At 60.7% G+C, this 23,995-nt stretch carries 21 protein-coding genes; 11 read left to right on the forward strand and 10 right to left on the reverse strand.

Features of this window, described 5'->3' with window-relative positions; translation table 11 throughout:
• The first annotated feature begins 136 nt into the window (after nt 1-136).
• Complete coding sequence (gene vanZ / locus HRU82_15800; protein QOJ37242.1) at nt 137-532, forward strand: VanZ family protein; 396 nt, start codon at nt 137-139, stop codon at nt 530-532.
• 61 nt (nt 533-593) lie between these two features.
• Here the strand turns inward: vanZ and HRU82_15805 are convergent, their stop codons facing one another.
• Entirely contained in the window at nt 594-1,565 is a 972-nt protein-coding gene (locus HRU82_15805; GenBank protein QOJ36312.1) for an aldo/keto reductase, read from the reverse strand.
• A gap of 139 nt (nt 1,566-1,704) precedes the next feature.
• On the opposite strand from HRU82_15805, the gene HRU82_15810 reads away from it, so the two are divergent.
• Nucleotides 1,705-2,805 carry a phosphotransferase gene (locus tag HRU82_15810; GenBank protein ID QOJ36313.1) on the forward strand — a complete coding sequence of 367 codons (1,101 nt, stop codon included), beginning with the start codon at nt 1,705-1,707 and terminating at the stop codon, nt 2,803-2,805.
• 28 nt (nt 2,806-2,833) lie between these two features.
• The gene (locus HRU82_15815; GenBank protein QOJ36314.1) at nt 2,834-3,586 is read left to right on the forward strand and encodes an NDP-sugar synthase; all 753 of its coding nucleotides are present in this window, start codon (nt 2,834-2,836) and stop codon (nt 3,584-3,586) included.
• Nucleotides 3,587-3,615: 29 nt separating this feature from the next.
• Here the strand turns inward: HRU82_15815 and HRU82_15820 are convergent, their stop codons facing one another.
• From HRU82_15820 to HRU82_15830, 3 genes are all read right to left on the reverse strand, one after another.
• Nucleotides 3,616-4,995, reverse strand: a complete 1,380-nt coding sequence (locus HRU82_15820; protein QOJ36315.1) for a sigma-54-dependent Fis family transcriptional regulator — start codon at nt 4,993-4,995, stop codon at nt 3,616-3,618.
• Nucleotides 4,996-5,005: 10 nt separating this feature from the next.
• Nucleotides 5,006-6,328 (reverse strand): DUF1015 domain-containing protein, encoded by a 1,323-nt coding sequence (locus HRU82_15825; protein QOJ36316.1) that lies wholly within the window; start codon nt 6,326-6,328, stop codon nt 5,006-5,008.
• 119 nt (nt 6,329-6,447) lie between these two features.
• Nucleotides 6,448-7,452, reverse strand: a complete 1,005-nt coding sequence (locus HRU82_15830; GenBank protein ID QOJ36317.1) for a polyprenyl synthetase family protein — start codon at nt 7,450-7,452, stop codon at nt 6,448-6,450.
• Nucleotides 7,453-7,688: 236 nt separating this feature from the next.
• Here HRU82_15830 and gltB point away from each other — a divergent pair, with 236 nt between their 5' ends.
• The 3 genes from gltB (at nt 7,689) to HRU82_15845 (ending at nt 14,350) form a co-directional block, all read left to right on the forward strand.
• Complete coding sequence (gltB, locus tag HRU82_15835) at nt 7,689-12,209, forward strand: glutamate synthase large subunit (protein QOJ36318.1); 4,521 nt, start codon at nt 7,689-7,691, stop codon at nt 12,207-12,209.
• A 23-nt stretch (nt 12,210-12,232) separates the two neighbouring features.
• Nucleotides 12,233-13,666 carry a glutamate synthase subunit beta gene (locus tag HRU82_15840; protein QOJ36319.1) on the forward strand — a complete coding sequence of 478 codons (1,434 nt, stop codon included), beginning with the start codon at nt 12,233-12,235 and terminating at the stop codon, nt 13,664-13,666.
• A gap of 246 nt (nt 13,667-13,912) precedes the next feature.
• Nucleotides 13,913-14,350, forward strand: coding sequence for a DUF5069 domain-containing protein (locus tag HRU82_15845; GenBank protein ID QOJ36320.1), 438 nt, complete (start codon nt 13,913-13,915; stop codon nt 14,348-14,350).
• Between the two features lie 180 nt (nt 14,351-14,530).
• Here HRU82_15845 and HRU82_15850 read toward each other — a convergent pair whose 3' ends face one another.
• Together HRU82_15850 and HRU82_15855 are read right to left on the reverse strand one after the other, a co-directional pair.
• Nucleotides 14,531-15,025: an FKBP-type peptidyl-prolyl cis-trans isomerase gene (locus HRU82_15850; protein ID QOJ36321.1), complete on the reverse strand. Its 495-nt coding sequence runs from the start codon at nt 15,023-15,025 to the stop codon at nt 14,531-14,533.
• 50 nt (nt 15,026-15,075) lie between these two features.
• A complete protein-coding gene (locus HRU82_15855; protein ID QOJ36322.1) occupies nt 15,076-15,366 on the reverse strand; it encodes a hypothetical protein in 291 nt (96 codons plus the stop codon).
• A gap of 300 nt (nt 15,367-15,666) precedes the next feature.
• Between HRU82_15855 and HRU82_15860 the strand changes: the two genes are divergently transcribed.
• A complete protein-coding gene (locus HRU82_15860) occupies nt 15,667-16,785 on the forward strand; it encodes a hypothetical protein (protein ID QOJ36323.1) in 1,119 nt (372 codons plus the stop codon).
• On the opposite strand, the gene HRU82_15865 is transcribed toward HRU82_15860, so the two are convergent.
• Both HRU82_15865 and HRU82_15870 read right to left on the reverse strand, forming a co-directional pair.
• Nucleotides 16,725-17,666: an SUMF1/EgtB/PvdO family nonheme iron enzyme gene (locus HRU82_15865; protein QOJ36324.1), complete on the reverse strand. Its 942-nt coding sequence runs from the start codon at nt 17,664-17,666 to the stop codon at nt 16,725-16,727. The two genes, HRU82_15860 and HRU82_15865, sit on opposite strands and share 61 nt — an antisense overlap.
• Nucleotides 17,663-18,418 carry a hypothetical protein gene (locus tag HRU82_15870; GenBank protein ID QOJ36325.1) on the reverse strand — a complete coding sequence of 252 codons (756 nt, stop codon included), beginning with the start codon at nt 18,416-18,418 and terminating at the stop codon, nt 17,663-17,665. The genes HRU82_15865 and HRU82_15870 overlap by 4 nt, the downstream gene beginning before the upstream one ends.
• Nucleotides 18,419-18,462: 44 nt before the next feature.
• Here HRU82_15870 and HRU82_15875 point away from each other — a divergent pair, with 44 nt between their 5' ends.
• From HRU82_15875 to HRU82_15890, 4 genes are all read left to right on the forward strand, one after another.
• Nucleotides 18,463-19,191 carry a hypothetical protein gene (locus HRU82_15875; protein ID QOJ36326.1) on the forward strand — a complete coding sequence of 243 codons (729 nt, stop codon included), beginning with the start codon at nt 18,463-18,465 and terminating at the stop codon, nt 19,189-19,191.
• Nucleotides 19,192-19,224: 33 nt separating this feature from the next.
• Entirely contained in the window at nt 19,225-19,854 is a 630-nt protein-coding gene (locus HRU82_15880; GenBank protein QOJ36327.1) for an MBL fold metallo-hydrolase, read from the forward strand.
• A 30-nt stretch (nt 19,855-19,884) separates the two neighbouring features.
• Complete coding sequence (locus tag HRU82_15885) at nt 19,885-20,397, forward strand: bifunctional nuclease family protein (GenBank protein ID QOJ36328.1); 513 nt, start codon at nt 19,885-19,887, stop codon at nt 20,395-20,397.
• A 162-nt stretch (nt 20,398-20,559) separates the two neighbouring features.
• On the forward strand, nt 20,560-20,886 hold the full coding sequence (locus HRU82_15890; protein ID QOJ36329.1) for a PilZ domain-containing protein: 327 nt from the start codon (nt 20,560-20,562) through the stop codon (nt 20,884-20,886).
• A 15-nt stretch (nt 20,887-20,901) separates the two neighbouring features.
• Here HRU82_15890 and trpS read toward each other — a convergent pair whose 3' ends face one another.
• Both trpS and HRU82_15900 read right to left on the reverse strand, forming a co-directional pair.
• Nucleotides 20,902-21,891, reverse strand: a complete 990-nt coding sequence (gene trpS / locus HRU82_15895) for a tryptophan--tRNA ligase (GenBank protein ID QOJ36330.1) — start codon at nt 21,889-21,891, stop codon at nt 20,902-20,904.
• An 81-nt stretch (nt 21,892-21,972) separates the two neighbouring features.
• Nucleotides 21,973-23,967: a penicillin-binding protein activator gene (locus tag HRU82_15900; protein ID QOJ36331.1), complete on the reverse strand. Its 1,995-nt coding sequence runs from the start codon at nt 23,965-23,967 to the stop codon at nt 21,973-21,975.
• Nucleotides 23,968-23,995 lie beyond the last annotated feature (28 nt).

Here is a 23,995-nt window from a genome sequence, read left to right on the forward strand (position 1 = left end):
TTGCGGACTGGGGGGCAGTATGTCATAGGGGTATGGGGGTTGCAACGAAGCACCGGATTTGGGAGATGGGGGGACGATGGCGTCGGAACAGGTTGCGAGCGATGTGGACCGGGAGCCGGGCGGCACTCCCCTGGCGATGGCTGGCTATTGGGGCCCGGTCACGTTATATGCGGTGCTTATTTTCTGGGGATCGTCCATCTCGAATCCGCCGGAAGACATTTCGTCGATGCTCAAGGTGTTCTCCGACAAGTGGCTGCACTTCTGCGAGTATGGCGTGTTGGGGGCGTTAAGTTACCGCGCCTGCCGCCATGCGGCCGGGCCATGGGTCGCGCGGCGGGCGCTGGTTGTGGCGGTGGCTGGTGCGACTCTTTATGGTCTCAGCGACGAAATCCATCAGCTCTTCGTTCCCTTCCGAGACGGCAACGGTTGGGACTTGCTGGCCGATGCGCTTGGTGCCTGGCTGGGAGCGTGGGGGTGGCGCTGGTTCGAGCGACGCCAACCGTCCGCTTCCGCGTCGTCGCTCACTGCCTGATGTGGCGCCCCTCTTCGCTTCCCTCGTGCTGAATTCTCCACAGCGCTGGCGATCCTAGTCATCACCAGGCATAGGCTTCCGGAGCCGCGCCTCCCGGGCCAGGGAACAGTTCGTCCAAGGCCTTGAGTGTTTCCGCCGATAACGCAATGTCCAGACATCCTAACGCATCGGTGAGTTGCGCTTCCGTCCGGGGGCCGATGATGGGGGCCGTCACTGCCGGTTGGTGGAACAGCCAGGACAGGGCGACTCGGGACGGCGAGTGTTGGATGTCTTGGCACAGGCGCTCATAGGCTTCGAGTTGTGTGCGATGGGCTTCGATATCTTTCCGAACATCCTCGGTCGCCCGTCGTCCGGTCGAGTCGGTTTGCAGGGCGCCGCCGAGCAGACCACGCGCTAAGGGGCTCCAGGGGATGAGCCCGATCCCATAGGCCTGACAGGCGGGGATGACTTCGAGTTCGATCGTCCGTTCGAGCAGATTGTAGAGGCTTTGTTCTGAAACGAGCCCGAGGAAGTGGCGCGATTTCGCCAGCTCCTGAGCTTGGGCGAGGTGCCAGCCCGCGAAGTTGCTGCTCCCCACGTAGAGCACCTTGCCCTCGCGGCAAAGCTGCTCCATGGCCTGCCAGATTTCCTCCCAGGGGCATTCGCGATCGACATGGTGCATTTGATAGAGGTCGATATAGTCCGTCTGCAGCCGTCGTAGACTAGCTTCGCACGCCTGTTTGATGTGCAAGGCCGAAAGGCGCGACTGATTGGGCCAGTCGCCCATGCGGCCGTAGACCTTCGTGGCCAGCACCACCCTCTCACGGCGTCGGCTGCCTTGCGCCAGCCAGCGGCCGACGATCTGTTCAGTCACTCCTTCGCCGACTTTCCATCCATAGACATTGGCGCTGTCGAAAAAATTGATCCCGGCGTCCAGCGCCTGGTCCATGATGCGAGCACTGTCGGCTTCGCCGGTCTGCGGCCCGAAATTCATCGTGCCGAGGCAGAGACGGCTGACACGAAGTCCCGATCGACCGAGATGAACGTATTGCATGCGTACCTCCTTTCGTCGACAACAGAGCATACCGATCGATCATGGGGCTGACAATCGATGGCGTTGAGCGGGGAAGAGAAAGATAAATAGATGACTTTCTGCTGGCGGTTGAAGAAGGTTTCGTTATAATGCCCAACGTATGACGACGACAAACCCAGCGGTCCCTGCCACGCCCCTCGCATCACCCGATCCCGAGCGGCTCGCCCGTACCTTGGCGACCCGCTTGCCGTTCCACGCCGAGTTGATCGCGCTGACCCAGCTTGCCGGCGATGCGTCCAATCGTCGCTATTTCCGGCTTATGGTGAAGGGGGAGCCCCCCTCGTTGATTCTCATGCAACTGGCCGATCCCGAGGGCTTCAAGAAATCGGAAGAGGCTGTGAGCGGGGCCGCAGTCTCCATTGCGGAATTACCCTTCACGAATGTGCTGACGCATCTCCGCAGAACCGGGGTCACGGTGCCGCAGCTTCATTATTATGATCGTCACGCCGGCCTGCTGTATCTCGAAGATTTCGGCGATCTCACGTTGGCCGAAGCCTGCCGTGAGGCGACTCCCGCCGTGCGGGAGGCGCTGTACCGCAGCGCGATCGATCAACTGGTGCAATTCCAGGTCAAGGGCACCACTCCGCCGGCACCGGGCTGCCTCGCCTTCCATCGGCGATTCGATGTCCCCTTGCTGATGTGGGAGTTCGACCATTTTCTGGAATACGGCATCACCGCGCGTCTTGGGCAATCCATGACCCTATCCGACGAGCAGGCGATCCGCGCGGAGTTTCACCGGATTGCCGAGCTGCTGGCGAATCAGCTCCAGGTGTTCGTGCATCGGGATTACCACTCACGCAACCTGATGGTCGACGGGGAGCGTATCGGCATCATCGATTTTCAGGATGCGTTGATGGGGCCTGCGACGTACGACCTCGCATCCCTCTTGAAAGATGCCTATATCGAGCTGGAGGAGCCGCTGGTGGATCGCCTCGTCGATTACTTCCTGGATGGCTTGTCGGCGCAAGGACAGCCCTGGGCCGATCGTGCAACCTTCCGCCGTCTGTTCGACTTCACCAGCATCCAACGGAACTTGAAGGCAGCCGGACGGTTTGTCTATATCGACCGAGTGAAGCACAATCCCAAGTTCTTGGCGGACATTCCCCGCGTGCTCGGGTATGTGAAGCGCAACCTTGCCAAGTATCCGGAACTCGCGACGCTGCGGCGGCTCCTGACGCCCTACGTGGCGGAACTGCAGTAGGGCAATCGTTCGGCATCCGCATTCCCCTATGAAAGCCATGATCCTCGCAGCGGGTTTCGGCACGAGGCTGAAACCGCTGACCGACGTGACGCCCAAGCCGCTCTTGCCGGTGGCGGGTACGCCCATGATCGTGTGGAACCTGCGGCTGCTGAAACGTCATGGGTTTCGGGAAGTAGTGATCAACCTGCACCACTTAGGTGCGTTGATCGAGCGGGCGCTGGGGGATGGGGGGCAATACGGCCTGCAGATCACCTATTCGCGCGAGCCCGTTATCCTCGGGACCGGAGGGGGAATCAAGCAAGCGGAGGCGTTCTTTGCGGGAGAACCGGTCCTCGTCCTCAACGGCGACACGCTCTTCGAACTGGACCTGAGTGCGCTGATGAAGTTCCATCGCGCTCAGCAGGCTGCAGCCACCCTCGTATTGCGAAAGGATCCGGAAGCGGCCCGTTGGGGGTTGGTGGAAGTGAGCAAACGAGGTGACGTCCTCAGAATCACCGGGCGAGGCCGAGAGGTATTGGAAACGGCCGTGCCGCGCATGTTCGCCGGCATCCATATCCTGCACCCACGCCTCCTGCAATCGGTGCCGGTTGGATGCGAGAGTTCCATCATTGATGCCTATGTGCGGGGGATTCAGGAGGGCGAGCGGATCATGGGGTATGATTTCGACGGCTATTGGAGCGATGTGGGCACGCCGGAACGGTACGCGCAGGTTGAGCGGGATGCGGCGACCGGGCTGCTTAGCCTTTCGGCACGAAGCGTCGGCCGTTCGGAGCTATGCTAAGCCTGAACGAGTGGGGCAGGGAGTCGCTGCTATTGCTCGTTCGGGGTGGGTTTCCGCTGCTTGATCAAGCGGGCGAGATAGGTGCGTTGGAGGTCGAGAAACTCCGCCGCCTTGGTCTGGTTGCCCGCCGCCCGCTCGAGCGCCCGCTCGATGATGTATGCGCTGTGCGCTTCCATCGATTCGTGGTAGGTCAGGTTCAAGTAGGGGAGCGCATGGTCCATGCTGCCTTTTCCTGCTCCTTCGTCCTGCGACAAGGCCAACGTCTCCGGTTCAATCACATCGCCGGCGCTCAACACTACGGCTCGAGAGATCACATTATCCAGTTCACGTATGTTGCCGGGCCAGGCATAGTGGGTGAGGGCGGAGCGGGCTCCCACGCTCAAGGTCATGCCGGGCCGTTTCGCCTCGACGGCATGCCGCTTAAGAAAGAACTCGGCCAGCATCGGGATGTCTTCGCTGCGTTCCCGCAAGGGGGGAAGGGTGAAACTCACCACGTTGAGCCGGAAAAAGAGGTCTTCGCGGAACTGCCCCGCCTTCACGGCCTGCCGCAGATCCTTGTTGGTAGCGGCGACGAACCGGATATTGACCGACACGGGCCTGGTGCCGCCGACTCGCTGGAACTCCTTGTCCTGCAGTACGCGTAGGAGCTTGGCCTGTAAGGGCATGGACATGTCGCCGATCTCGTCGAGAAAGACGGTTCCGCCGTCCGCCATTTCAAGCTTGCCCTTCTGTTGGCGGTCCGCTCCCGTGAAGGCGCCGCGTTCGTGGCCGAAGAGTTCGTTTTCCAGGAGCGTTTCCGTGAGCGCCACGCAGTTGATGACCACCATGGGCATGCTCTGCCGCGGGCTCCATTGATGGATGGACCTGGCGAAGAGCTCCTTGCCGGTTCCGCTCTCCCCCAGCAGAAGGATGCTGGCATCCGATTTTGCGGCCCGTTGCGCCGAGTCGATGATGGCCTTGATTTTGGGGCTTTCCCCGACGATGGTGGCATAGCGATTCTGAAGGTCCGACCGCAGGGCCGCCACCTGCCGCTTCAAAGTGTCGCGTTCCAGTGCCTTCTGAATGACGATCAGAAGATGGTCCTTATCGAGCGGCTTGGTGAGGAAATCATACGCGCCTTGCCGCATGGCCTCGACGGCGTCCGGGATGGTGCCCGCGGCCGTCATGACGATGACGGGAATGTCCTCGATCTGACGGTGCTGCGCCATGCGCTTGAGCACGTCCATGCCCTTGAGGCGCGGGAGATAGAGATCCAGCAAGACCAGGTTGGGGGATTCCTGCTCGATGAGCTCCAGACCCCGTTGTCCATCGCCGGCCGTGAGGGTCTTGTACCCGCTGGCATCCAGTCGATCCTGCAGCATCGTGACGATGTCTTGATCGTCATCGACGATCAGCACCTTGGCCTTCATCGGGTGTCGCTCAGCCTTCCATGACGTTCATGACCAGGCCGGTCAATGGCTTCGGGAAGAAATACGTCGACTTGTGCGGCATACGCTCGCCGGCCGATGCGACGGCCTGCACTTCGGCCACCTTGGTCGGGTTCAGGAGCAGCGCGGCGGTGCCGGTGCCCTTGAGAACCCAGTCCAGCGCTTCGTGGTCGTCTTTTGTGTACAGGATGGCTTCCTGTTCCTGCTGAGTGGGACAGAGTGCTGTCACGACGTGCTGCTGCAACAGCGACACATCAAGCCGGTCGCGCGGGGACGTGGCCTTCGAAGGGCGCAGTTCCGAGCGGAGCGTCAACAGGTGATAAGCCTGGTCCTTCTGCACCGCCAACCCGAACACGGGCGCCGATTGGCCGCGGCTGCGCAATGCCTCAAGAAAATCCCGTCGGACGCCGGTCTCGTTGCCGGAGTTCCACGCGTACGACTGAATCTCACACGTTTTTTCGAGCAGATTCTTCGCCTCGGCGACGGCCGGCACGCGGGTGGTCAGCACGCGATGGGTCGGTAGGACGGTGAGGCCCTTGTCTTCCAAGCTCGCAAACAGCATGAATACGTTGTCGTAGGGCTGCGGGCCGGTCGCGCTGCCGGCCTCTTGCCGCCTGGCGCGGCGATAGTTCAGGGCTGTTTCGTACCGATGGTGCCCATCGGCGATGAACAGCGGCTTGGTGTGCATCAGCGCCACGACCTTTGCAAGGACGGCGGGATCGGTCACGCTCCACAGGCGTTGGCGGAACCCCACATCGTCCTGGAAATCGATGCGCGGCTTGCTCGATCCGATGGATTGTTCCAAGAGCGTCAGCACGTCGTTCTGCGGGTCCGAATAGAGCGAAATGATGGGGCTGAAATTGGCCCGGCAGGCCTCGAGCAGGTTCAAGCGGTCGGTCTTTGCGGCGGCCCTGGTATTTTCATGCGGGAGAATCTTCCCGGAGCTGAACTCCTCCAATTGCATCGTGGCCAGAAAGCCCTTGAAGAGACGGGTCGGAGTGCCGGGCGCCGAGTAGGGGGGCTGATATTCGATGGTGTGATAATACAGGGCCGGGTCCGCATCCCGCTGGAGTGCTCCTGCGGCCATCCAGTCCTTGAGAGCCGCCGCGGCGCGGGTGTATTTGTTGCTCGACGGGCCGTCGCCGGCCTGTTCATATCCCAACTCCAAACGGATGACGTTGTGTGGGTTGCGGTCGTGCAACGTCTTCTGCAGCGTGCTGTCGATAATATCGTAGGGTGGCGCGACGACCTGCCGGACATCGCCGACGGTTGCAGGGTTATAGAGAGTGCCGCGGAAGGGAATGATGTGTGCCATGCGGATCTATCCTTTTTCATCAGTGGGGCGGGCAACAGCCCGCCCGGCGGTGAGCCGGGGTTGTCGTGGAACAGGTACGTCAGCGGAGCGTGGGCATTGACGAAACCGGCGGCGGCGATTCAGCGGTCGCGGGTGACCATGTAATCGGCGGCGATGGACAGGGCTCGCTTGGCGGTACTGTCGTGGAACAGGTCCAGGTCGCGCTTGGCGGCCGCCACAAAGGCGCGTGCTCGCTCCATGGCGTAGGCGATGGAGCCGTACTCCTGCATCAAGGCCACGATGCGACGGAGTTCCTCATCCGTGAGGGCCCGCGTCTCCATCCGATCCTTGATCAACTGCCGATCCTGTTCTGCGCAATGCTGCAATAGGTGCAGCAGCGGAAGCGTGGCCTTGCCTTGTCGCAGGTCTTGGCCGATCGTTTTGCCCAGATGTTCGCCGTTGGCGGCATAGTCCAGGGTGTCATCCGCCAGTTGAAATGCAATGCCCAGGCGCTGCCCGAACCGGAACAGCACCTCCTGTAACTCTTCCGTTGCCCCACCCACGATCGCGCCGATCTTGCAGGCTGCCGCGATGAGCCCTGCCGTCTTGTGCTCGATGATGCGGAGATATTCTGGCTCCGGCATCAAGGGGTTGCCGTTGTAATACAACTGCAAGACTTCGCCTTCGGCCATTTTGCGGCAGGCTTCGGAAAGGGCTTCGTTGATACCTTGATTGCGGAAGTCGACGATCTGGCAGATGGCCCGTGAATAGAGGTAGTCGCCAACCAGAATGCTGATTTGGTTCCCCCACACTTTGCCTGCGGTCCGGCGACCTCGGCGCAAGTCGGCATCGTCGACGACATCGTCGTGCAGCAAGGTGGCGGTATGGATGAATTCTACGAGACTGCCGAGCACCTGGTGGTCTCGACCGGCGTATCCGCAGAGATGGGCGCTGAGCAGGACGAAGAGGGGGCGAATCCGCTTGCCGCCGCTGTTGAGGATGTGAGCGGCCACCGTGTTCACGAGGGCGACGCTGGAATCGAGGTTCTTCCGGATCTGCTCCTCAACCCCGTCCAATTCGCCTCGATACACGTCCCACACGTCAGCCATGCTGTGCAGTGTGAGCGTGGTCGGTCCGTTCGGCATGGGGCGGATAGTAGGGCAGTGAACTCCACTAAGTCAAGCGCCAGTCGCTCGATTTGTCGCGCGGATGGCACGGCCGTTCTCTTGACAGTTTCCCGTTGCATCCAGTAAGGTGGCTGCTCATTTCATTTCCCCAAAAGGATGGTAGCAGTCACCGTGGTCGTTCGACAGCTTCAACGTCCCCGTATGGGCGTTCTGTTCTCCAGGTAATTGCCTGCCAGCGTAACGAGACACGTGCCATGAACGTACCAGGACTCCCTCTCAAGCAAGGGCTCTATGATCCGCAGCACGAGAAAGATTCGTGCGGCGTCGGGTTCGTCGTCGATATCAAGGGGCAGCGGTCGCATCAGATCGTCCAGCAAGGGCTGCAGGTCCTCGAACGTCTGACTCACCGTGGGGCGCAAGGCTGCGACCCCTGCACCGGTGACGGCGCCGGCATTTTGCTGCAGGTGCCCCACGAGTTCTTCAAGCGCGTCGTGAAGGACAGCGGGATCAAGCTTCCCGGCGCGGGCGAATATGGCGTGGGCATGGTGTTCTTGCCGCCCGATGCCGATGCGCGCGCTCAATGCGAGACCGTGTTTGCTCGTGTCATCAAGGACGAAGGGGCGAAACTGCTCGGTTGGCGCGATGTGCCGGTGAAGAGCGACGCCATCGGGCCGGTGGCGCGCTCCACCGAACCCTTCATGCGGCAGGTGTTCATCGCCCGCGGGATTTTTACGGAGGACGAGTTCGAACGGCGCCTCTACGTCATTCGCAAGTCGGTGGAACGGGCGGTGCGCGAATCCGCCATCGAAGGCCGGGAGTACTTCTACATTCCCAGCCTGTCCAGCAGCACGATTGTCTATAAGGGCCTGCTCCTCCCGCATCAGATTCCACAGTACTATCAGGACCTGACCGACAGCAGTCTGACCAGCGCCTTGGCGCTCGTTCACTCGCGGTTCAGCACGAATACGTTCCCGACCTGGCCGCTGGCCCATCCCTATCGCTACATTTGCCATAACGGTGAGATCAACACGCTCAAGGGCAATGTCAATTGGATGCGCGCTCGGCAAGGCCGGCTGAACTCCGAGCTGTTCGGCGAAGACATGACAAAGCTGTTCCCGATCGTCTACGAGAGCCAGAGCGATTCGGCCAGTTTGGATAACGCGCTGGAATTTTTGGTGCTCGGCGGCCGTTCCTTGCCGCACGCCATGATGATGTTGATTCCCGAGCCGTGGGTGGCCAACCCGCAGATGGACTTGGACCGCCGCGGTTTCTACGAATACCACGCTGCGATGCAGGAACCCTGGGACGGACCGGCGGCCGTCTGTTTCACCGACGGCAAGTTGATCGGCGCCACCCTGGATCGGAACGGGTTGCGACCCTGCCGGTACCAGGTCACCACCGACGGTTTGGTCGTGCTGGCCTCCGAAGCCGGCGTCTTGCCGATGGATCCGCAGAAGATCCGCCAGAAGGGCCGGTTGATGCCGGGCCGGATGTTTCTCGTGGACACCGTGCAGGGCCGCATCATCGACGACGAGGAAGTGAAAGCCGACATCGTGCGGCGTAAGCCCTACCGGTCGTGGGTCACCGAACACCGCATCTCGTTGGACGAATTGCCGGAACCGATCAACGTGCCGCAGCCGGACCATCCCACGATCCGGCAACGTCAACAGGCGTTCGGTTATACGGTCGAAGAACTCAAGATGGTCATCACGCCGATGGTGGTCGACGGGCAGGAAGCTATCTCCTCGATGGGAACGGATACGCCGCTGGCCGTGTTGTCCGATCGGCCGCAGCTGCTCTTCAAGTATTTCAAACAACTGTTCGCGCAGGTGACGAATCCGCCCATCGATCCGATCCGGGAAGAGCTGGTGATGTCGCTGACCACCAGCATCGGGCCGAAGCCCAATCTGATGGATGAGAACCCCGAGTCCTGCCGCCGCATCCGGGTCAAGCAGCCAATCTTGACGAATGCCGACCTGCAAAAGATCCGCGAGCTGGCCGACCCGCATTTCAAGAGCAAGACGTTGAAGATGTTGTTCCGGGTGGCCGAGGGGCCGGAAGGGCTGGGCGCCGCGGTGGACGACCTGTGCAAGCAGGCCTCGCAGGCGATCCGCGAAGGGTACAAGTTCCTCATTCTCAGCGACCGTGGGGTAAATGAAGACTATGCGCCCATTCCGAGCCTGCTCGGCGTGGCGGCGGTGCATCATCATCTGGTCCGGGAATGCACCAGAACCGAAGTCGGCCTCACGGTCGAAACCGGCGAACCGCGCGATGTGCATCACTTCGCCTGCCTCATCGGGTACGGCGCCGGCACGGTCAATCCCTACCTCGTGTTCGAATCGCTCGTCGACCTGGAGCGCGATGGGTACCTACCCGAAGGCCTCGACGCTCAGACGGCGGAGGGTAAATACATCAAGGCCATCAACAAGGGCCTGCTCAAAATCTTCTCGAAGATGGGCATTTCCACCGTGCAGTCCTATTGTGGCGCGCAGATTTTCGAGGCGATCGGCTTGAATCGTGAACTGATCGATCGGTATTTCACCGGCACGCCGTCCCGCGTGGAAGGCATCAGCATCCGCGAGATCGGCGAGGAGTCGTTGCGCCGTCACCGTGTGGCCTATGAGCCGGTGCCGATCCGGCAATTGGATTTCGGCGGAGAGATCCATTACCGCATCCAAGGCGAGCATCACAATTGGAACCCCGACACCATCTATAAACTGCAGCACGCGACGAGAAATAATGATCCTAAGACCTTTGCCGAGTTCTCTCAACTCGTGAACGATGAGAGCAAGCGGCGGTCGAATTTGCGCGGCCTGCTGGATTTCAAGTACCTGCCGGAGCCGATTCCATTGGAGGAGGTTGAGCCGGCTAGAGAGATCGTCAAGCGGTTCACCACCGGGGCCATGTCTTTCGGCTCGATCAGCAGGGAAGCGCACGAGACGCTGGCCGTCGCCATGAACCGGCTGGGCGCGAAGAGCAATACCGGTGAGGGCGGGGAGGACCCCGAGCGATTCACCCCGCTTCCGAACGGCGATTCCCGCAACAGCTACATCAAACAGGTCGCGTCCGCGCGATTCGGCGTCACGAGCCATTACCTCGTCAATGCCAAGGAACTGCAGATCAAGATGGCGCAGGGTGCCAAACCGGGCGAGGGCGGCCAGCTGCCGGGCCATAAGGTCGACGAAAACATCGCGCGGCTGCGGTATTCGACGCCTGGAGTGCAGCTGATTTCGCCGCCTCCGCACCACGACATCTATTCGATCGAAGACCTGGCACAGCTGATCTTCGATCTGAAGAACGCCAATGCCGATGCGGCCGTCTCCGTCAAGCTGGTCTCCGAAGTCGGCGTCGGGACCGTGGCGGCGGGTGTCGCCAAGGCCCATGCGGACAAGGTGCTCATCAGCGGGGATTCCGGCGGCACCGGCGCATCGCCTCTGTCGTCCATCAAGTATGCGGGTATTCCGTGGGAGTTGGGGTTGGCGGAAACGCACCAGACCCTCGTGCTCAATGACCTGCGCGGTCGCATCCGTGTCGAGACCGACGGCCAGATGAAAACCGGGCGTGATGTGGCCATCGCGGCCTTGCTCGGCGCGGAAGAGTACGGGTTTGCGACAGCGCCGCTCATCGTCGAAGGCTGCATCATGATGCGGAAGTGCCACCTGAACACCTGTCCGGTCGGCATCGCGACGCAGGATCCGGTGCTGCGCAAGAAGTTCACGGGGCAGCCCGATCATGTGGTGAACTTCTTCTTCTTCGTAGCCGAAGAGCTTCGCCAGATCATGGCCAAGCTCGGATTCCGCACGGTCAACGAGATGGTGGGCCGCGTGGATAAGCTCAAGGTGCAGAAGGCCGTCGACCATTGGAAGGCGAAGGGACTTGATCTTGCGCCGCTGCTCGCGATGCCCGATGTAGGGCCGGACGTGGCGCGCTATTGTGTGCAAAAGCAGGATCACGGCATCGCCGACATTCTGGACCGGACGTTGATCGAACGATGTGCGCCGGCTATCGAGCGGGGGGAGAAGGTGTCGCTCGAGCTGCCGATTCGCAATCTGAACCGCACCGCCGGGACCATGCTCTCCAGCCGGATTGCTAAGAAGTACGGTCTGGAAGGGCTGCCTGCCGACACCATCACGATCAAGTTCAACGGCTCGGCCGGACAGTCCTTCGGAGCCTTCCTCTCGCGCGGCATCACGCTCATTTTGGAAGGCGAGTCGAACGACTACATCGGTAAGGGACTGTCCGGTGGAAAGATCATCGTATTCCCGCCGAAACAGTCTCTCTTTACGCCGGAAGAAACCATTCTGGTCGGTAACACGTCGCTCTACGGCGGGACGCAAGGCGAAGCCTACTTCTACGGCATGGCCGGTGAGCGGTTCGCCGTGCGGAACAGCGGGGTGCGAGCCGTCGTCGAAGGCACCGGTGACCACGGCTGCGAATACATGACCGGCGGCGTGGTGGTGGTGTTGGGGCGAACCGGGCGAAACTTCGCGGCCGGCATGTCGGGCGGCGTGGCCTTCGTGCTCAATGAACTGGACAAGTTCCAGTCACGCTGCAACCTCGGTATGGTCGAGCTGGAGCAGGTTGCGAGCGAAGATGATAAGAAGCTACTGCACGACATGATCACCTCGCACTTCCTCTACACCGGCAGCCGGAATGCCAAGCGGATTCTGGATGCCTGGGAAGTCATGTTGCCGAAGTTCGTGAAAGTTATGCCGATCGATTACAAGCGTGTCTTGGCCGAGCGAAAGGCCGCCGCGGCCAAGAGTGCCAAATAACCGGGCAGAGGGACCGTTACCAGATGGGTGATCCAAAGGGCTTTTTGAAATATGCCCGCGAGGGGCCGAAGCGGAAACCGGTCGAGCTGCGCATACTCGATTGGAAGGAAATGTACGAGCCCATCAGCGAGGATAAGCTCAAGATCCAGGGCGCGCGCTGCATGGATTGCGGCGTACCCTTTTGTCAGGGTAATACCGGCTGCCCTGTGGTGAACCTGATTCCCGAATGGAACGACCTCGTGTATCGGGGGCGCTGGAAAGACGCGCTCAAGGCCCTCCATACCACGAATAATTTTCCTGAATTCACCGGCCGCCTCTGCCCCGCTCCTTGCGAAGGAGCCTGTGTGTTGGGCATCAACAGTGATCCGGTCTCGATTCGCATCATTGAATGGAACATCATCGACCGCGGGTTCAATGAGGGGCTGGTCGAACCGGCCTTGCCCGTCAGGAAAACGGGAAAGACGGTGGCGATCGTGGGTTCTGGACCGGCGGGGTTGGCCGCTGCCCAACAGCTGGCGCGAGCCGGGCACAGCGTGACGGTCTTCGAAAAGGCAGATCGAATCGGTGGGCTGCTGCGTTACGGGATCCCGGACTTCAAGATGGAGAAGTGGGTCATCGACCGGCGTCTGGAACAGATGAAGACGGAAGGGGTCGAGTTCAGAACCGGCGTAGCCGTCGGCACGGATATCACCGGCGAACAGTTGCGCCGGCAATTCGACGCTGTCGGGCTGACCATGGGAGCCGAACTCGCCCGCGACCTGCCCGTGCCTGGGCGAGAGCTCAAGGGCATCCACTTCGCCATGGAGTACCTCACCCAGCAGAACAAGCGGACTGCAGGCATCCCCGTCACGGAAGAACCGATTACCGCCAAGGGCAAGCGGGTCGTCATCATCGGGGGCGGCGACACGGGGTCTGATTGCTTAGGGACAGCGCATCGACAGGGATGCAGCGAAGCGCACCAATTCGAACTGTTGCCCGAGCCTCCGCCGTCGCGCGCGACCTCCACGCCTTGGCCGCTGTGGCCCATGATGCTGCGCACGTCGCATGCTCATGAAGAAGGCTGCGACCGCCAGTGGAGCGTCTCCACCACCAAGTTCACCGGCCACAACGGTCATGTGACCAAGCTCCATGCCAACCGCGTGCAGTTCGAAAACGGCAAGTTCGTGCCGGTGCCCAACAGCGATTTCGAGTTGGATGCCGACCTCGTCCTCCTCGCCATGGGCTTCACCGGTCCCGTGCGCAACGGCCTCCTCGATAGCCTCGGAGTCGCCTATGATGCGCGCGGCTGCGTGACCGTCGATACCGACTTCATGACCAACCTCGACGGCGTCTTCGCCGGCGGCGACACCAAACGCGGCGCTTCGCTGATCGTGTGGGCCATCGCCGAAGGCCGCAAGATGGCGGCGGGGATCAATCAGTACCTCGAAGCGGGCAAGTCGGCGAAGAAAAGCCGCTGAACATCCTGCCAGCGTCGTTCTCGCCTCCTCACGCCGATCATCGGCAACATATCGATGAGCCAGATTGGCCCGAGAACGTATCAGGAGTACCTCCCCTAAAGTCAGCGGGCCTTGCTAGCAAGAAAGCTGTGATGGAGGAGGGGCTTCGTTTGCTGGTGAAAGTGCATCGGCATAAACGCAGTCGTCGATTTCGAGGGAAGATCGTGTTTGATGGTGACGCTCCCAATAAAAAGGAATGCAGTGACTATGACGCAACAAACCTATCCCCGCAGCCCCAAAGTCTTTCTTGGCGGCATCGCTCACCTGGCGCGGTTGATCGACAAGATTCGCCTGCGCCATGCGGGCAAGATTCAAGATTACAACTACATCACGGTCGGGTTCGATAAATATCTGATCGACTTTTTGCAGATCGATCCGAAGGCCTTCGAGCAGCGGGTGTTGGCGGGTGGAAGCGACGATGAGTTGTTGGCCTGGGTGAAGGCCAACGGCCGAACGCATTCCGATAACGAGATTGCGCAATGGTCGAAGGGGCTCCTAACCGGTGGGCCGAAGGACGACGCGGCACGGCAGCGGTATCAGGGGCGCCTGCAAGAAATCGCCACGAAGCGCGGCGTACCGGTGACCGCTCTGCCTCCGGCGACAACCTGGGTCGATGCGATCGAGTTGGATGAAGGGCGGATGTAGTTACCGCACCTCGGCCCATCCGTTGGATTGCGACTTGAAAATGACGGCACGGGATGCGGCAAGGATCAGAAACGGCGCCATGAGCCTTGGTCACTCGAACCATCGTCGATCTCTGGACGGGTACTCCTCACCCTCCCACACTGCCCGGTGGCTGCGAAGGTGTGTGGATTTGAAGAGCGCTCACGCCTTCGGCTTGACTTGGATGACGCGGACATCGAGGACGATCGCTTTTCCAGCCAACGGATGGTTGAAGTCAATGACCGCCGACTCGGGCGTCAGGGTGACGACGGTGAACGGCTGACCTTCCGAGGTGGTCATGATGTCGCTCGTTGATGCGGTCGAAGGGAGCTGAGCCCTCGCCACGGTCATTTTCTTCTGTGCGTCGTACTGTCCAAGCGCCTGATCCGCAGCGAGTTCAACTCGCTTTCCCTCTCCGGCATGCATGCCGGCAAGCGCCTGTTCTAGGCTCGGAATCAGTTCGTTGGCGCCGTGGGTATATTCGCTGCGATGTGATGGGATCATCAGGTGTTCAGTCGGTATGCGGATGGTTAGTTCCAACGTGACCTTGGCGCCATTTTCAATCGATGGTTGATCGGTTTGGGCGAACAACTGGCTACTGCTCATCGAAAGGCACAACACCACCAACGAGATGAGTCGGGTTCCGTGGTCAATCATTGTGGATCTCCTTCGGCAAAGGGCTGTGCCGGTTGGCGCTATCGACCGGGCTATGGCGCCGGGGGCGAAAGCTTGATGACCTTGATCACGCGATCTTCCGGGTCGAGTTCCAGGCTGCAGGTGTCGCCTTTCTGTACATCTCGGATGACATCGACCGAGATGGCCTGCACGGTCCAGACCTGTCCATCTATCGTGCGGAACGTGATTCGTGGAACGGTGAGATCGATGGCCTCGATGCTGACTCGAGTATAGGCCATCGCTGCATGGGCAACCTCGGGGGAGGTTGTGATCTCGAGAATCGGACTAAGAAGACAGAGCGTGAGCAAGAGATGTTTCAGCATGGTCTTTCCTCCATTCCGGTGCAGGATGGGGCGTGGAGCGGGAAACGGGGGATTCAAGTGCCGAGCCTGAGGAGCACCACCCCGTCACCTTGCTAACTTTCGCCTTGTTCTTGCGGGGTTAACTTTACGCGGGCTTTCTCAACCGACCACAATCCGGCCGCATTGATACGCGCATTCTGTCTCGTCGGGACAACCTGTCCAGAATGTCTGCACCTGAACGACGTGGGCTGAGCATTGCTGTTGCGGAATGAGACACAGCATGGTCGCGGGCTCCTTCGCCGACTGACAGTCCTGGTCGCGGTGCCGGTGCTTATTCTGTTGCCGCCTCTGTCCGGGATTTGGCTGGCCGGTCGCTCGCTCGACCCCTACCTCGAATTTCCACCTAGGACCCGGTCGGTCGTTCATGCGCCCTTCGCTTGGCTGCCGTTTCTGCTATTGGGAGCGGCGATCGTGGCGAGCCTGGCGCCGTTTGTGACGTGTCTGTTTCGCGCACGCTGCAAGCGGATGCTGCGACCGGTCGCGGCCTTTCCTTGGTGGGGAACCCTGGCCCTTGGTTGGACAGTCGTCGCGTGGTTTCTGGCCTGGACTCGGCTGGAGTGGATGCACCCGCTTCAGCCGCTCACGTTCACACCGCTATGGTTGGGGTACATCGTGCTGGTCAATGCACTGACGTTCCGGCGTCTCGGCCGATGTCTGTTGCTGGACCGTCCGCGGTATGTGCTGGCGCTGTTCCCGCTGAGCGCCGTCTTTTGGTGGAGTTTCGAATACCTCAATCGGTTCACCCAAAACTGGCATTACGTGGGCGGGGGAAATCTAAGCGGTTGGGAGTATCTCTGGCAGGCCACGCTGCCGTTTTCCACCGTGTTGCCCGCCGTATTGGGAACCACCGAATTGGTCGGAACCTATCCTCAGCTGATCGGCGGCTTGGATCGATTTGCCGTGCTGTCGTTCGGGCATCGAGGGCGCACTGGCTGGGCGCTGGTCGGGGCGGCGGCGGGCGGCCTGGTTGCCATCGGGATTTGGCCCAATGTGTTCTTCCCCTTGTTGTGGATGGCGCCGCTTATGCTGATCACGGGGCTGGAATTGCTGCAGGGCCTGCCCACGATTTTTCGGGAGGCGGAGCGAGGAGATTGGCGGAGACTATGGTCGGTGGCGCTGGCGGCATTGATCTGCGGCTTCTTCTGGGAGTTGTGGAACGTGCGCAGCCTGGCTCATTGGGAGTATGCGATTCCCTCTGTCCATGCGTTCAAGCTCTTCGAAATGCCGGCGCTTGGTTATGCCGGGTACTTTCCGTTCGGTCTGGAATGTTGGGCGGTGGCACACCTCGTTCTGGGGCCGATCGGCAGAGGCGGGGAGGGTTACCGTGGCTCGACGGAGACCGATTTGGCGCAACGGAATCCCACCGTTGCCGAGCGATGATCGATGGGGGACCCGCTTCTGGTCGCGGTGCGGAGCATCTGGGGTTTGCTCTTCCAGGAGCCGCCGCGGAGCCCCTTGTATCGGCCGCTGGTCGGTCCGGGCGGATTCCGCTCCGGCATATAGGCGTAATAGTCGAAGCCGAACCAGTCGTTCACCCATTCGGCGACGTTTCCCGCTAGATGGTGCACTCCATAGTAACTCTTACCCTCGTCACCGCTGCTCACCGGCGCGAGGATTGGAATCTCGTGGACGTGGTGCTGTCCGAACATGGCGAGGCCGGCGCTAGGTGGTGCGTCTCCCCACGGGAAGAGATTGCCGTTGGGGCCGCGGGCGGCCTTTTCCCACTCCGCCTCCGTCGGCAGGCGTTTGCCATAGGAACGGCAGAGGCCGTCAGCCTCCCTCCATGTGACATACAAGGCCGGCCATTGCGAAAGGGTCTCATCCGTGACGGAGTGCACGGTGATGACGTGCCAGATCAAATGCTGCAGATCCTTCGAGGGATGGATCTTGCGGGCTTGCAGGTACGTCAGGTACTCGCCAAGGCTGACCTCATATCGGTCGATGTCGTAGGCGTCGAGCCAGACCTTGTGTTGAGGCAATTCCGTATCGTCAAACTGCGTCCAGAGACCATAGGGATCGTCGTCGACGCGAATGGTGCCCAAGAGAAAAGGGCCTTCGGGAATATGCACCATCGGCGAGGGAGCTGCGCGTTTGATGATCGAGGTCAGGTGTTTGGCCAGTTCCGGTGTCGGGGGTGGATTTGTCGCACGCACCGCGTCGGCCTGGTCAGGCAATAACCAGGCCCAGAGTGTCAGTAGGGCCGCGAGGACGGCATGGTACAAGACTGTTATCGGTGGGAGTGAGGGGCGGCGCGTCGTCACAACTTGCTCGGGGAGGAGACGGCTTTGCCGATTTCGGCGATCAAGCGGCGTTCGATTTCAGCGGTCTCTTCGGCGCTGACCGGGAGGACGCGGCCGCCTTGGACGAGTTTTTCGAAGTCGGCCTTTACGCTGAGCCTGGTGACATTGGTGGGTAGGGCTTGGAGCGACACCACATACTGGTTGCGAAATCCCGCCATCTCCAAGGAGGTCGGCGTGGAAACCTTGCGCTCGGTGACGAAGACGGCTTTTTGGTCTGTCTTGACGCTCACCTTCACATGGTAGCCGTTTCGGGCCAAGGCTTCTTCGGCGGCCTTGCCCACGATAGGCAGGGCGCGCGGCAGGTCTTCGACTTGCGAGCCTTTCTCCTCGATCTTGATGCTGTCCAGGGCTTGCGCGGCTTTGGCGGCGGTCCGTTGCACTTCACCCGTCAGTTTCTTCGACTCCGCGAGCTGGGCTGCGAGTTTGGTTTCGAGGGCCTTGGTTTCGGCCATCAGCGCCTTCGCGTCGGTCTGCGCCTGTTCCGTTTGTTTTTTCGCGTCTCGCAGCTCCTGATTGAGCAAGTCGATCTGCTGCTGCATGACCTTGTTGCCGTCCTGCAGCGAGGTCATGAGCGATTCCTGTTTTGCAAGTTGCTTGCGCAGGTTGTCGTTTTCCTGGCGGAAGGGGGATTCATCCGGCGCGCATCCGACGCACAGCGAGAGTACCGTCAGGCCAAGGAAGGGAGCGAGGGATCGCTGGGGGGCCGTGGTCATAGTTAGGATGAAACAGTCAGACCATTACCAGAGTTCAACCCCCCTTGTCTATCATCATTCAAGTTCTGAGCGGTTTGACCGGCGGCAAACCGAGCGGCTATCCTGTCCGCATGTGGTGCTGGCATACGGTGCTCGTGGGGCTGAGTCTGTGGTGTGTATGTCCGATGCCGACCGTCGTGCAGGTCGCTGCATCGGAAGAGGCTCCGCAGGCGGTCCCGTCCGACGAGTATCTCTTTTACGACTTGGCGGTGACGGAAAAGTTTTTGAGTGTGCGGACCAGGGTAGTGATCATCGAGCGGCTCACGTCGGCCTATCTGGATCCCGATCAGCCGGCGAATCCGACTCTGGCTTGGTTGCAGGCACAAGGATTCTTCGGTGGCCGCTTGCCGTCGGATCTCATCCGGGACTTCGTGGCGAAGAATCAGCGGCCGGCGAGGTTGGGTGCCCATTTTTCGTTCGGGGTGCGGTACCGGTTCGTAACAGGAGACGGCACTGCGGACGCGGAAGCCGGGCTCTGGGCCATTCCCACCGCCTGGCCTGCGCAGGAGGTTCCGAATGTCGATCCTGAAGCGGTCGATCGCTTGGTATTTTCCCGCGTCGGCTTGACGTTACGTGGCGACCAAGCCCTGCTGTTCGTCGCCAACCATCGTCCGGACAACAGCGGGGCCGGGTTTCTGTTCTGGTTCGTTCGGCGGCAGCGGGACTGGACGTTGTACGACACCGAAGTCATGTGGGTCGCTACGCTCGATCGAGGGCCGGCCGGTCCACCGTGAGCCCGACCTGTCGTCCTAACCGTGAGGAGTTGCATGATTCGGAAAACATTCGCTGTTCCTCCTCTGGGGTGCAACTGTTCGATCATCGGTGATCCTGTCACGAAGCAGGCGATCGTGGTGGATCCCGGAGGGGCCACCGATCGTATCCTGCACGAAGTGCGGGCGTTGGGGCTCACGGTCGTCAGCATCCTGCATACGCATGCCCATTTCGACCACTTTCTGGCGTCCGGCGCCATGAAAGCGGCGACCGGGGCGACCCTCTGCCTCCATCCTGATGACCGACCGCTCTGGGAGTTGCTGGAAACGCAATGCCGAATGTTCGGTGTGCCCTATGTGCCGGCGCCGTTGCCCGATTACTGGTTGAAGGATGAGGAACCGGTACCCGTCGGTGACGTGCAAGGAGTGGCGCTCCATACCCCCGGACACACGCCCGGCTCGATGTGTTTTCACTTTCCGACTGCCGGTCTGGTGCTTGCCGGGGATACGTTGTTTCGCGGCGGAATCGGGCGAACTGATCTGTGGGGCGGCGATTTCGATGCGATCGAACAGTCCATCCGCGAGCGGCTGTACACCCTCGACGAAAATACCATCGTCGTGACCGGGCATGGGGCAGAGACGGAGATTGGCCGGGAACGGGCGACGAATTCGTTTGTACGGGCTTGACGGGTTCACAGGCAGCCACAGGAGGCGATCATGGAGGTGCGAGCGTGGTGGTCCATGCTTCCGTTATTCTCGTTGGTGGTGGTGATCTCGGCCTCGGTTCCCCGGACCTGGGCGGACGAGGGGGGCGCTGTCCCGCAAGTGGCCATCGGCGACGTGCAGGTCCGGTTGTCGGACCATGGCCCAGTGGTCCTGTTGTCCGCGGAAGGCAAGACGATTCCGATCTTCGTGGACCATACGGTGGCGGCCTCGATCCAAGGGGCCCTGACCGGTGAAAAATTACCCCGTCCGCTCTCCCATGATTTGATGCACACGATCCTCGACGCCTTCGGCGGCCGAGTGGTCAAAACGGTCATCACCCTGAGGGCCGGCACGTATTACGGGGCCTTGACGGTGGTGGTGCAAGGCCAGGAGAAAGTCTTCGATAGCCGCTCGTCCGACTCGATCGCGCTGGCTATCCACTTCAACGCTCCCATTCTGGTGAACCGGGATTTATTGGACGCCGTCGGGAAGCCCTTTCCTGAATCGAAACCGCAGACGCTGTAGCCGGCGCTGCAGGCGGTTACCCTCTCACCCGGTGCCATTTGAGGGAAGGCGCGGGTGATTCCCGGTGAAGAAACAGCGATCCCTGGTGTTTTCCCTACTTCTACCCTATCGTACATTTGGGCTGGAACCGTAAGTCGATCGACCACTCAGGAGCTCGGCGCGATGATGCAGAATAAACGAAAGCACGAACGGGTGCGGGTGCAGTTCCGCAGCCATTTTTCGATGAAGGGAAAAATGCTCGCTGGGGATGGAGACCTGACCGATCTGTCGCCAGGCGGCTGCCGGATTCTCAGTTCGGTCCAGGTATCGGCGGGCTCGGAACTGGAACTCTGCATCTTCCCGGGGGACGATGCGAATCCTATCTTGATCGACGTGGCCACTGTGCGGTGGTGTCAGCCCAAAGAGTTCGGCCTGGCCTTTACGGGCATCCGAGCCCCGGCGCAACGCCGCCTGACCGACGTATGGCGCAAGCTCGCCAAACCGGCTTGAGGCAAGGCGACCGCGTCACATCTTCATGGCGTCGCGTACTTCTTCCATGGTGCGTGATGCGACCGCGGAAGCCCGGCGTCGGCCGTCTTCCACCACCTCGTTCAGGTGCGCTGGATTCTGTGTGAGCGCCGCTCGAGCCTCCCACATGGGCGCCAACCTCTCCACAATCCGGTCCGCCACCAGCTTCTTACAGTCGATACAGCCGATCGCCGCCTTTCGGCAGTCCTGATTCACCTGCTCGATGACCGGCAGCGGAGAAAAGATCTTGTGAAAGTCGTAGACCGGACAGACATCGGGGTTGCCCGGGTCCGTCCGGCGTACGCGCGCCGGATCCGTGATCATGGTTTTGAGCTTCTGCCGCACGACCGATTCGGTGTCCGACAGGTTGATGGTGTTGCCATAGCTCTTGCTCATCTTCCGCCCGTCGGTGCCGGCGACCTTGGGGAACTTGGTCAGGTGTTCCTGCGGTTCGGGGAATACAGGACGGTAGAGCGCGTTGAAGCGGCGAGCGAGTTCCCGCGTAAGCTCCAGGTGGGGCAGTTGGTCCTTGCCGACGGGCACGAAGTCCGGTTTGTAGATCAGGATGTCTGCCGCCTGCAGCACGGGATAGCCTAGAAATCCATAGGTGCTGAGGTCTCGTTCCTTGATCTCCTCTTGCTTTTCCTTGTAGGTCGGGTTGCGTTCGAGCCAGGAGACCGGAATGATCATCGAAAAAAGCAGGTGCAGAATCGCGTGGTCCGGCACCTGCGACTGGACGAATACGGTGGCTCGTTTGGGGTCGATGCCCGCCGCCAGCCAATCGATCAACAGCTCGCGCACGAACTCGCGGATGCGCGAGGTGTCGGCATAGTTCGACGACAGCGCGTGCCAGTCGGCGACGAAGAAAAAACACTCGTATTGCTCCTGGAGCGCTTTCCAGTTATCGAGCGCCCCCAACCAGTTGCCGAGATGGAGCAGCCCGCTCGGCTGCATTCCGCTGAGTACCCGTTTGCGGCCCGTGATCATGTGAGTCACTCCTGTCGCTGAAGCATGGTGGGAACGTCGAGCTGAGGACCGGATTGTTCGAGGAGAGCATGGGCATGGCGATCACTCCATCGGAACGAATCGGCCCTGTTTGACCTGAATGAGAAAGACGTGGCGGTTCAGGGTTCCGTCCGGGCTGAACCCGCTGGGGCCGCTCAAGGTCGGAAGGTCATGCTGCATCAGTAGAAAGTCCTGCACGGCCTCTCCCGTGGTGGCGCCGCGACGGATCGCCTCGACGACGAGTCGTGCGGCATCGTACCCCTGGGCTGCGAACAGTGACGGGGTTGCCTGATATCGTTTGCGATACCGTTCGACGAATTCTTGCACGGCAGGATTGGGACTGTCGGCAAAAAATCCATCGACAAACACGCCGCCTTCAATACTCCGATCCGCCACGCGCGCGAAGTCGGCGGTGTTCCAACCATTGGTACCGAGGAGGGGGACGGCGATGTCGTGAAAGGCCAGTTGGGTTGCCAGCAAGCTCACATCCAATGACCGACCGGGAATAAAGACGGCATCGAATCCGGGAGAATAGAGAATCCGTTTTGTTTTTTTGCCGTTCGATTTGACCTGGGGTTTCGTGGGGTCCTGCTCGATCGGCACTTCGACGCCGTATTTCTTGAGATCCTCCGCCTTCAGTTTGGCGATCACGGCACGAAAATCGGCGTCGCCTTCTTTGTACAGTTCGCTGGCGATGAGTTCCGCATCCTGCTGACGGATTTCCTGCGCGAAGAGCCGGGCCAATTCGCGGCCATACACTGTGTCGGGGTAGAGAATGGCCACCCGCTTATACTGTTGCTCGCGAAAGGCGTACTCGGCGACGCGTTTGGCTTGATGGCCGTAGGTCAGGGCGGTGCTGAAGACGTAGTTGCCGAGCCGTCGCAGGTTCGTCACGGTCGCGCTCGGTGTAATCAGAGGGATGTGCGTGCGTTCTGCCAGCTCGGCCATCGCGGGAAGGTTCCTGGACAGCAACGGGCCGATCACGGCCAAAGGCCGATCGTCTGCCAGGACGCCGGACAATTCATCGAGAAAGGCGGCACGGTCGGCCTCGGTATCCTTAACGATCAGTCCGATCGACGGAGCGTCGGAGCCATCTTTGGTTCGTTCCAAGGCGAGTTGGATGCCGTTCAGCACTTCGGTCCCGAATGGCGCGAGCTTGCCCGACATGGGAAAAATGGCAGCGATCGAATAGGGATGGGATTTGAACTTCGCCCGCACGGCGGCCTGTAACTCGGCAGCTTTGGTGGTGTAAGAATGGTTGGGGAATCGACTCAAGAATAGTTTCAAATCGCGTTCGACCAAGTGGTCTTCACCCGCCGCAGAATGAAGCTCGATGAGCTTGATCGAGGCCAGATCGCCGGGAAAACTCCTGGGATAGGCATCACGCACTCGGATGAGAGCCGGCACATCGAGCTTCTCTTGGACGAATTCTCGAATCAATCCTTCGGTCTCGCGGGCCTGATCTCCGGTATCGAGTGGGAGTTCGTCCAGCCAGGCTTGAATCGTGCGCAGCACATCCTTCTTCTGCGCCTGGAATTCACCGGTCAGGCGTAGGGCCTCCCGTTTAGTGTCCGGGTTCGTGGAGAGGCTGCGAACCTCCGCAAGCAGCGGCAACGCCAGGTCGAGATTCCCGGCTCGGGCATGCGTGCGCGCGAGCAGCAGTTTGGCTCGGTCCGCTAAATCCGACGCCGGGAATTCACCCAATAACTGGTTGATGTATCGAACCGTCTCGGTCTGATCCTTCAGCCCGAACATGGCAGCGGCCGTAAGGAGGTAGGCGTCATCGAGAAGGTCTGGGGCAGGACTGCTCTCGATAAAGCGCCGCAGGAGGGCGGCGGCAGGTTCGTATTGTTCCGAATCGAGGAGTTTCTTGGCCTGGTCTAAGGTGGCTTGGCCGGTATTGCCCTGCGGTTTGGGTTGGCTGGTTTTGGGAGGAGGCGATGCTTTCGAGGCGGGAGCTGCGTCAGCAAACGCAACACAGCCTACGAGAAAGGTCACCGCGAGGGCGAGGCTGTACACGCGGCGATGCGAGGCGCGGGATCCTGATCGAGAAACCATTGACTCCTATGCATTGCGAACGCTCTCG

This window comes from Nitrospira sp. (assembly GCA_015709715.1).
GTDB lineage: Bacteria > Nitrospirota > Nitrospiria > Nitrospirales > Nitrospiraceae > Nitrospira_A.

Coding starts and splice junctions, on each gene's coding strand:
- HRU82_15850 (QOJ36321.1), bottom strand. CDS start 15,025: ATGATTGACCACGGAACCCGACTCATCTCGTTGGTGGTGTTGTGCCTT.
- vanZ (QOJ37242.1), top strand. CDS start 137: ATGGCTGGCTATTGGGGCCCGGTCACGTTATATGCGGTGCTTATTTTC.
- gltB (QOJ36318.1), top strand. CDS start 7,689: ATGAACGTACCAGGACTCCCTCTCAAGCAAGGGCTCTATGATCCGCAG.
- HRU82_15810 (QOJ36313.1), top strand. CDS start 1,705: ATGACGACGACAAACCCAGCGGTCCCTGCCACGCCCCTCGCATCACCC.
- HRU82_15855 (QOJ36322.1), bottom strand. CDS start 15,366: ATGCTGAAACATCTCTTGCTCACGCTCTGTCTTCTTAGTCCGATTCTC.
- HRU82_15900 (QOJ36331.1), bottom strand. CDS start 23,967: ATGGTTTCTCGATCAGGATCCCGCGCCTCGCATCGCCGCGTGTACAGC.
- HRU82_15815 (QOJ36314.1), top strand. CDS start 2,834: ATGAAAGCCATGATCCTCGCAGCGGGTTTCGGCACGAGGCTGAAACCG.
- trpS (QOJ36330.1), bottom strand. CDS start 21,891: ATGATCACGGGCCGCAAACGGGTACTCAGCGGAATGCAGCCGAGCGGG.
- HRU82_15845 (QOJ36320.1), top strand. CDS start 13,913: ATGACGCAACAAACCTATCCCCGCAGCCCCAAAGTCTTTCTTGGCGGC.
- HRU82_15805 (QOJ36312.1), bottom strand. CDS start 1,565: ATGCAATACGTTCATCTCGGTCGATCGGGACTTCGTGTCAGCCGTCTC.
- HRU82_15880 (QOJ36327.1), top strand. CDS start 19,225: ATGATTCGGAAAACATTCGCTGTTCCTCCTCTGGGGTGCAACTGTTCG.
- HRU82_15840 (QOJ36319.1), top strand. CDS start 12,233: ATGGGTGATCCAAAGGGCTTTTTGAAATATGCCCGCGAGGGGCCGAAG.
- HRU82_15885 (QOJ36328.1), top strand. CDS start 19,885: ATGGAGGTGCGAGCGTGGTGGTCCATGCTTCCGTTATTCTCGTTGGTG.
- HRU82_15870 (QOJ36325.1), bottom strand. CDS start 18,418: ATGACCACGGCCCCCCAGCGATCCCTCGCTCCCTTCCTTGGCCTGACG.
- HRU82_15825 (QOJ36316.1), bottom strand. CDS start 6,328: ATGGCACACATCATTCCCTTCCGCGGCACTCTCTATAACCCTGCAACC.
- HRU82_15820 (QOJ36315.1), bottom strand. CDS start 4,995: ATGAAGGCCAAGGTGCTGATCGTCGATGACGATCAAGACATCGTCACG.
- HRU82_15890 (QOJ36329.1), top strand. CDS start 20,560: ATGATGCAGAATAAACGAAAGCACGAACGGGTGCGGGTGCAGTTCCGC.
- HRU82_15830 (QOJ36317.1), bottom strand. CDS start 7,452: ATGCCGAACGGACCGACCACGCTCACACTGCACAGCATGGCTGACGTG.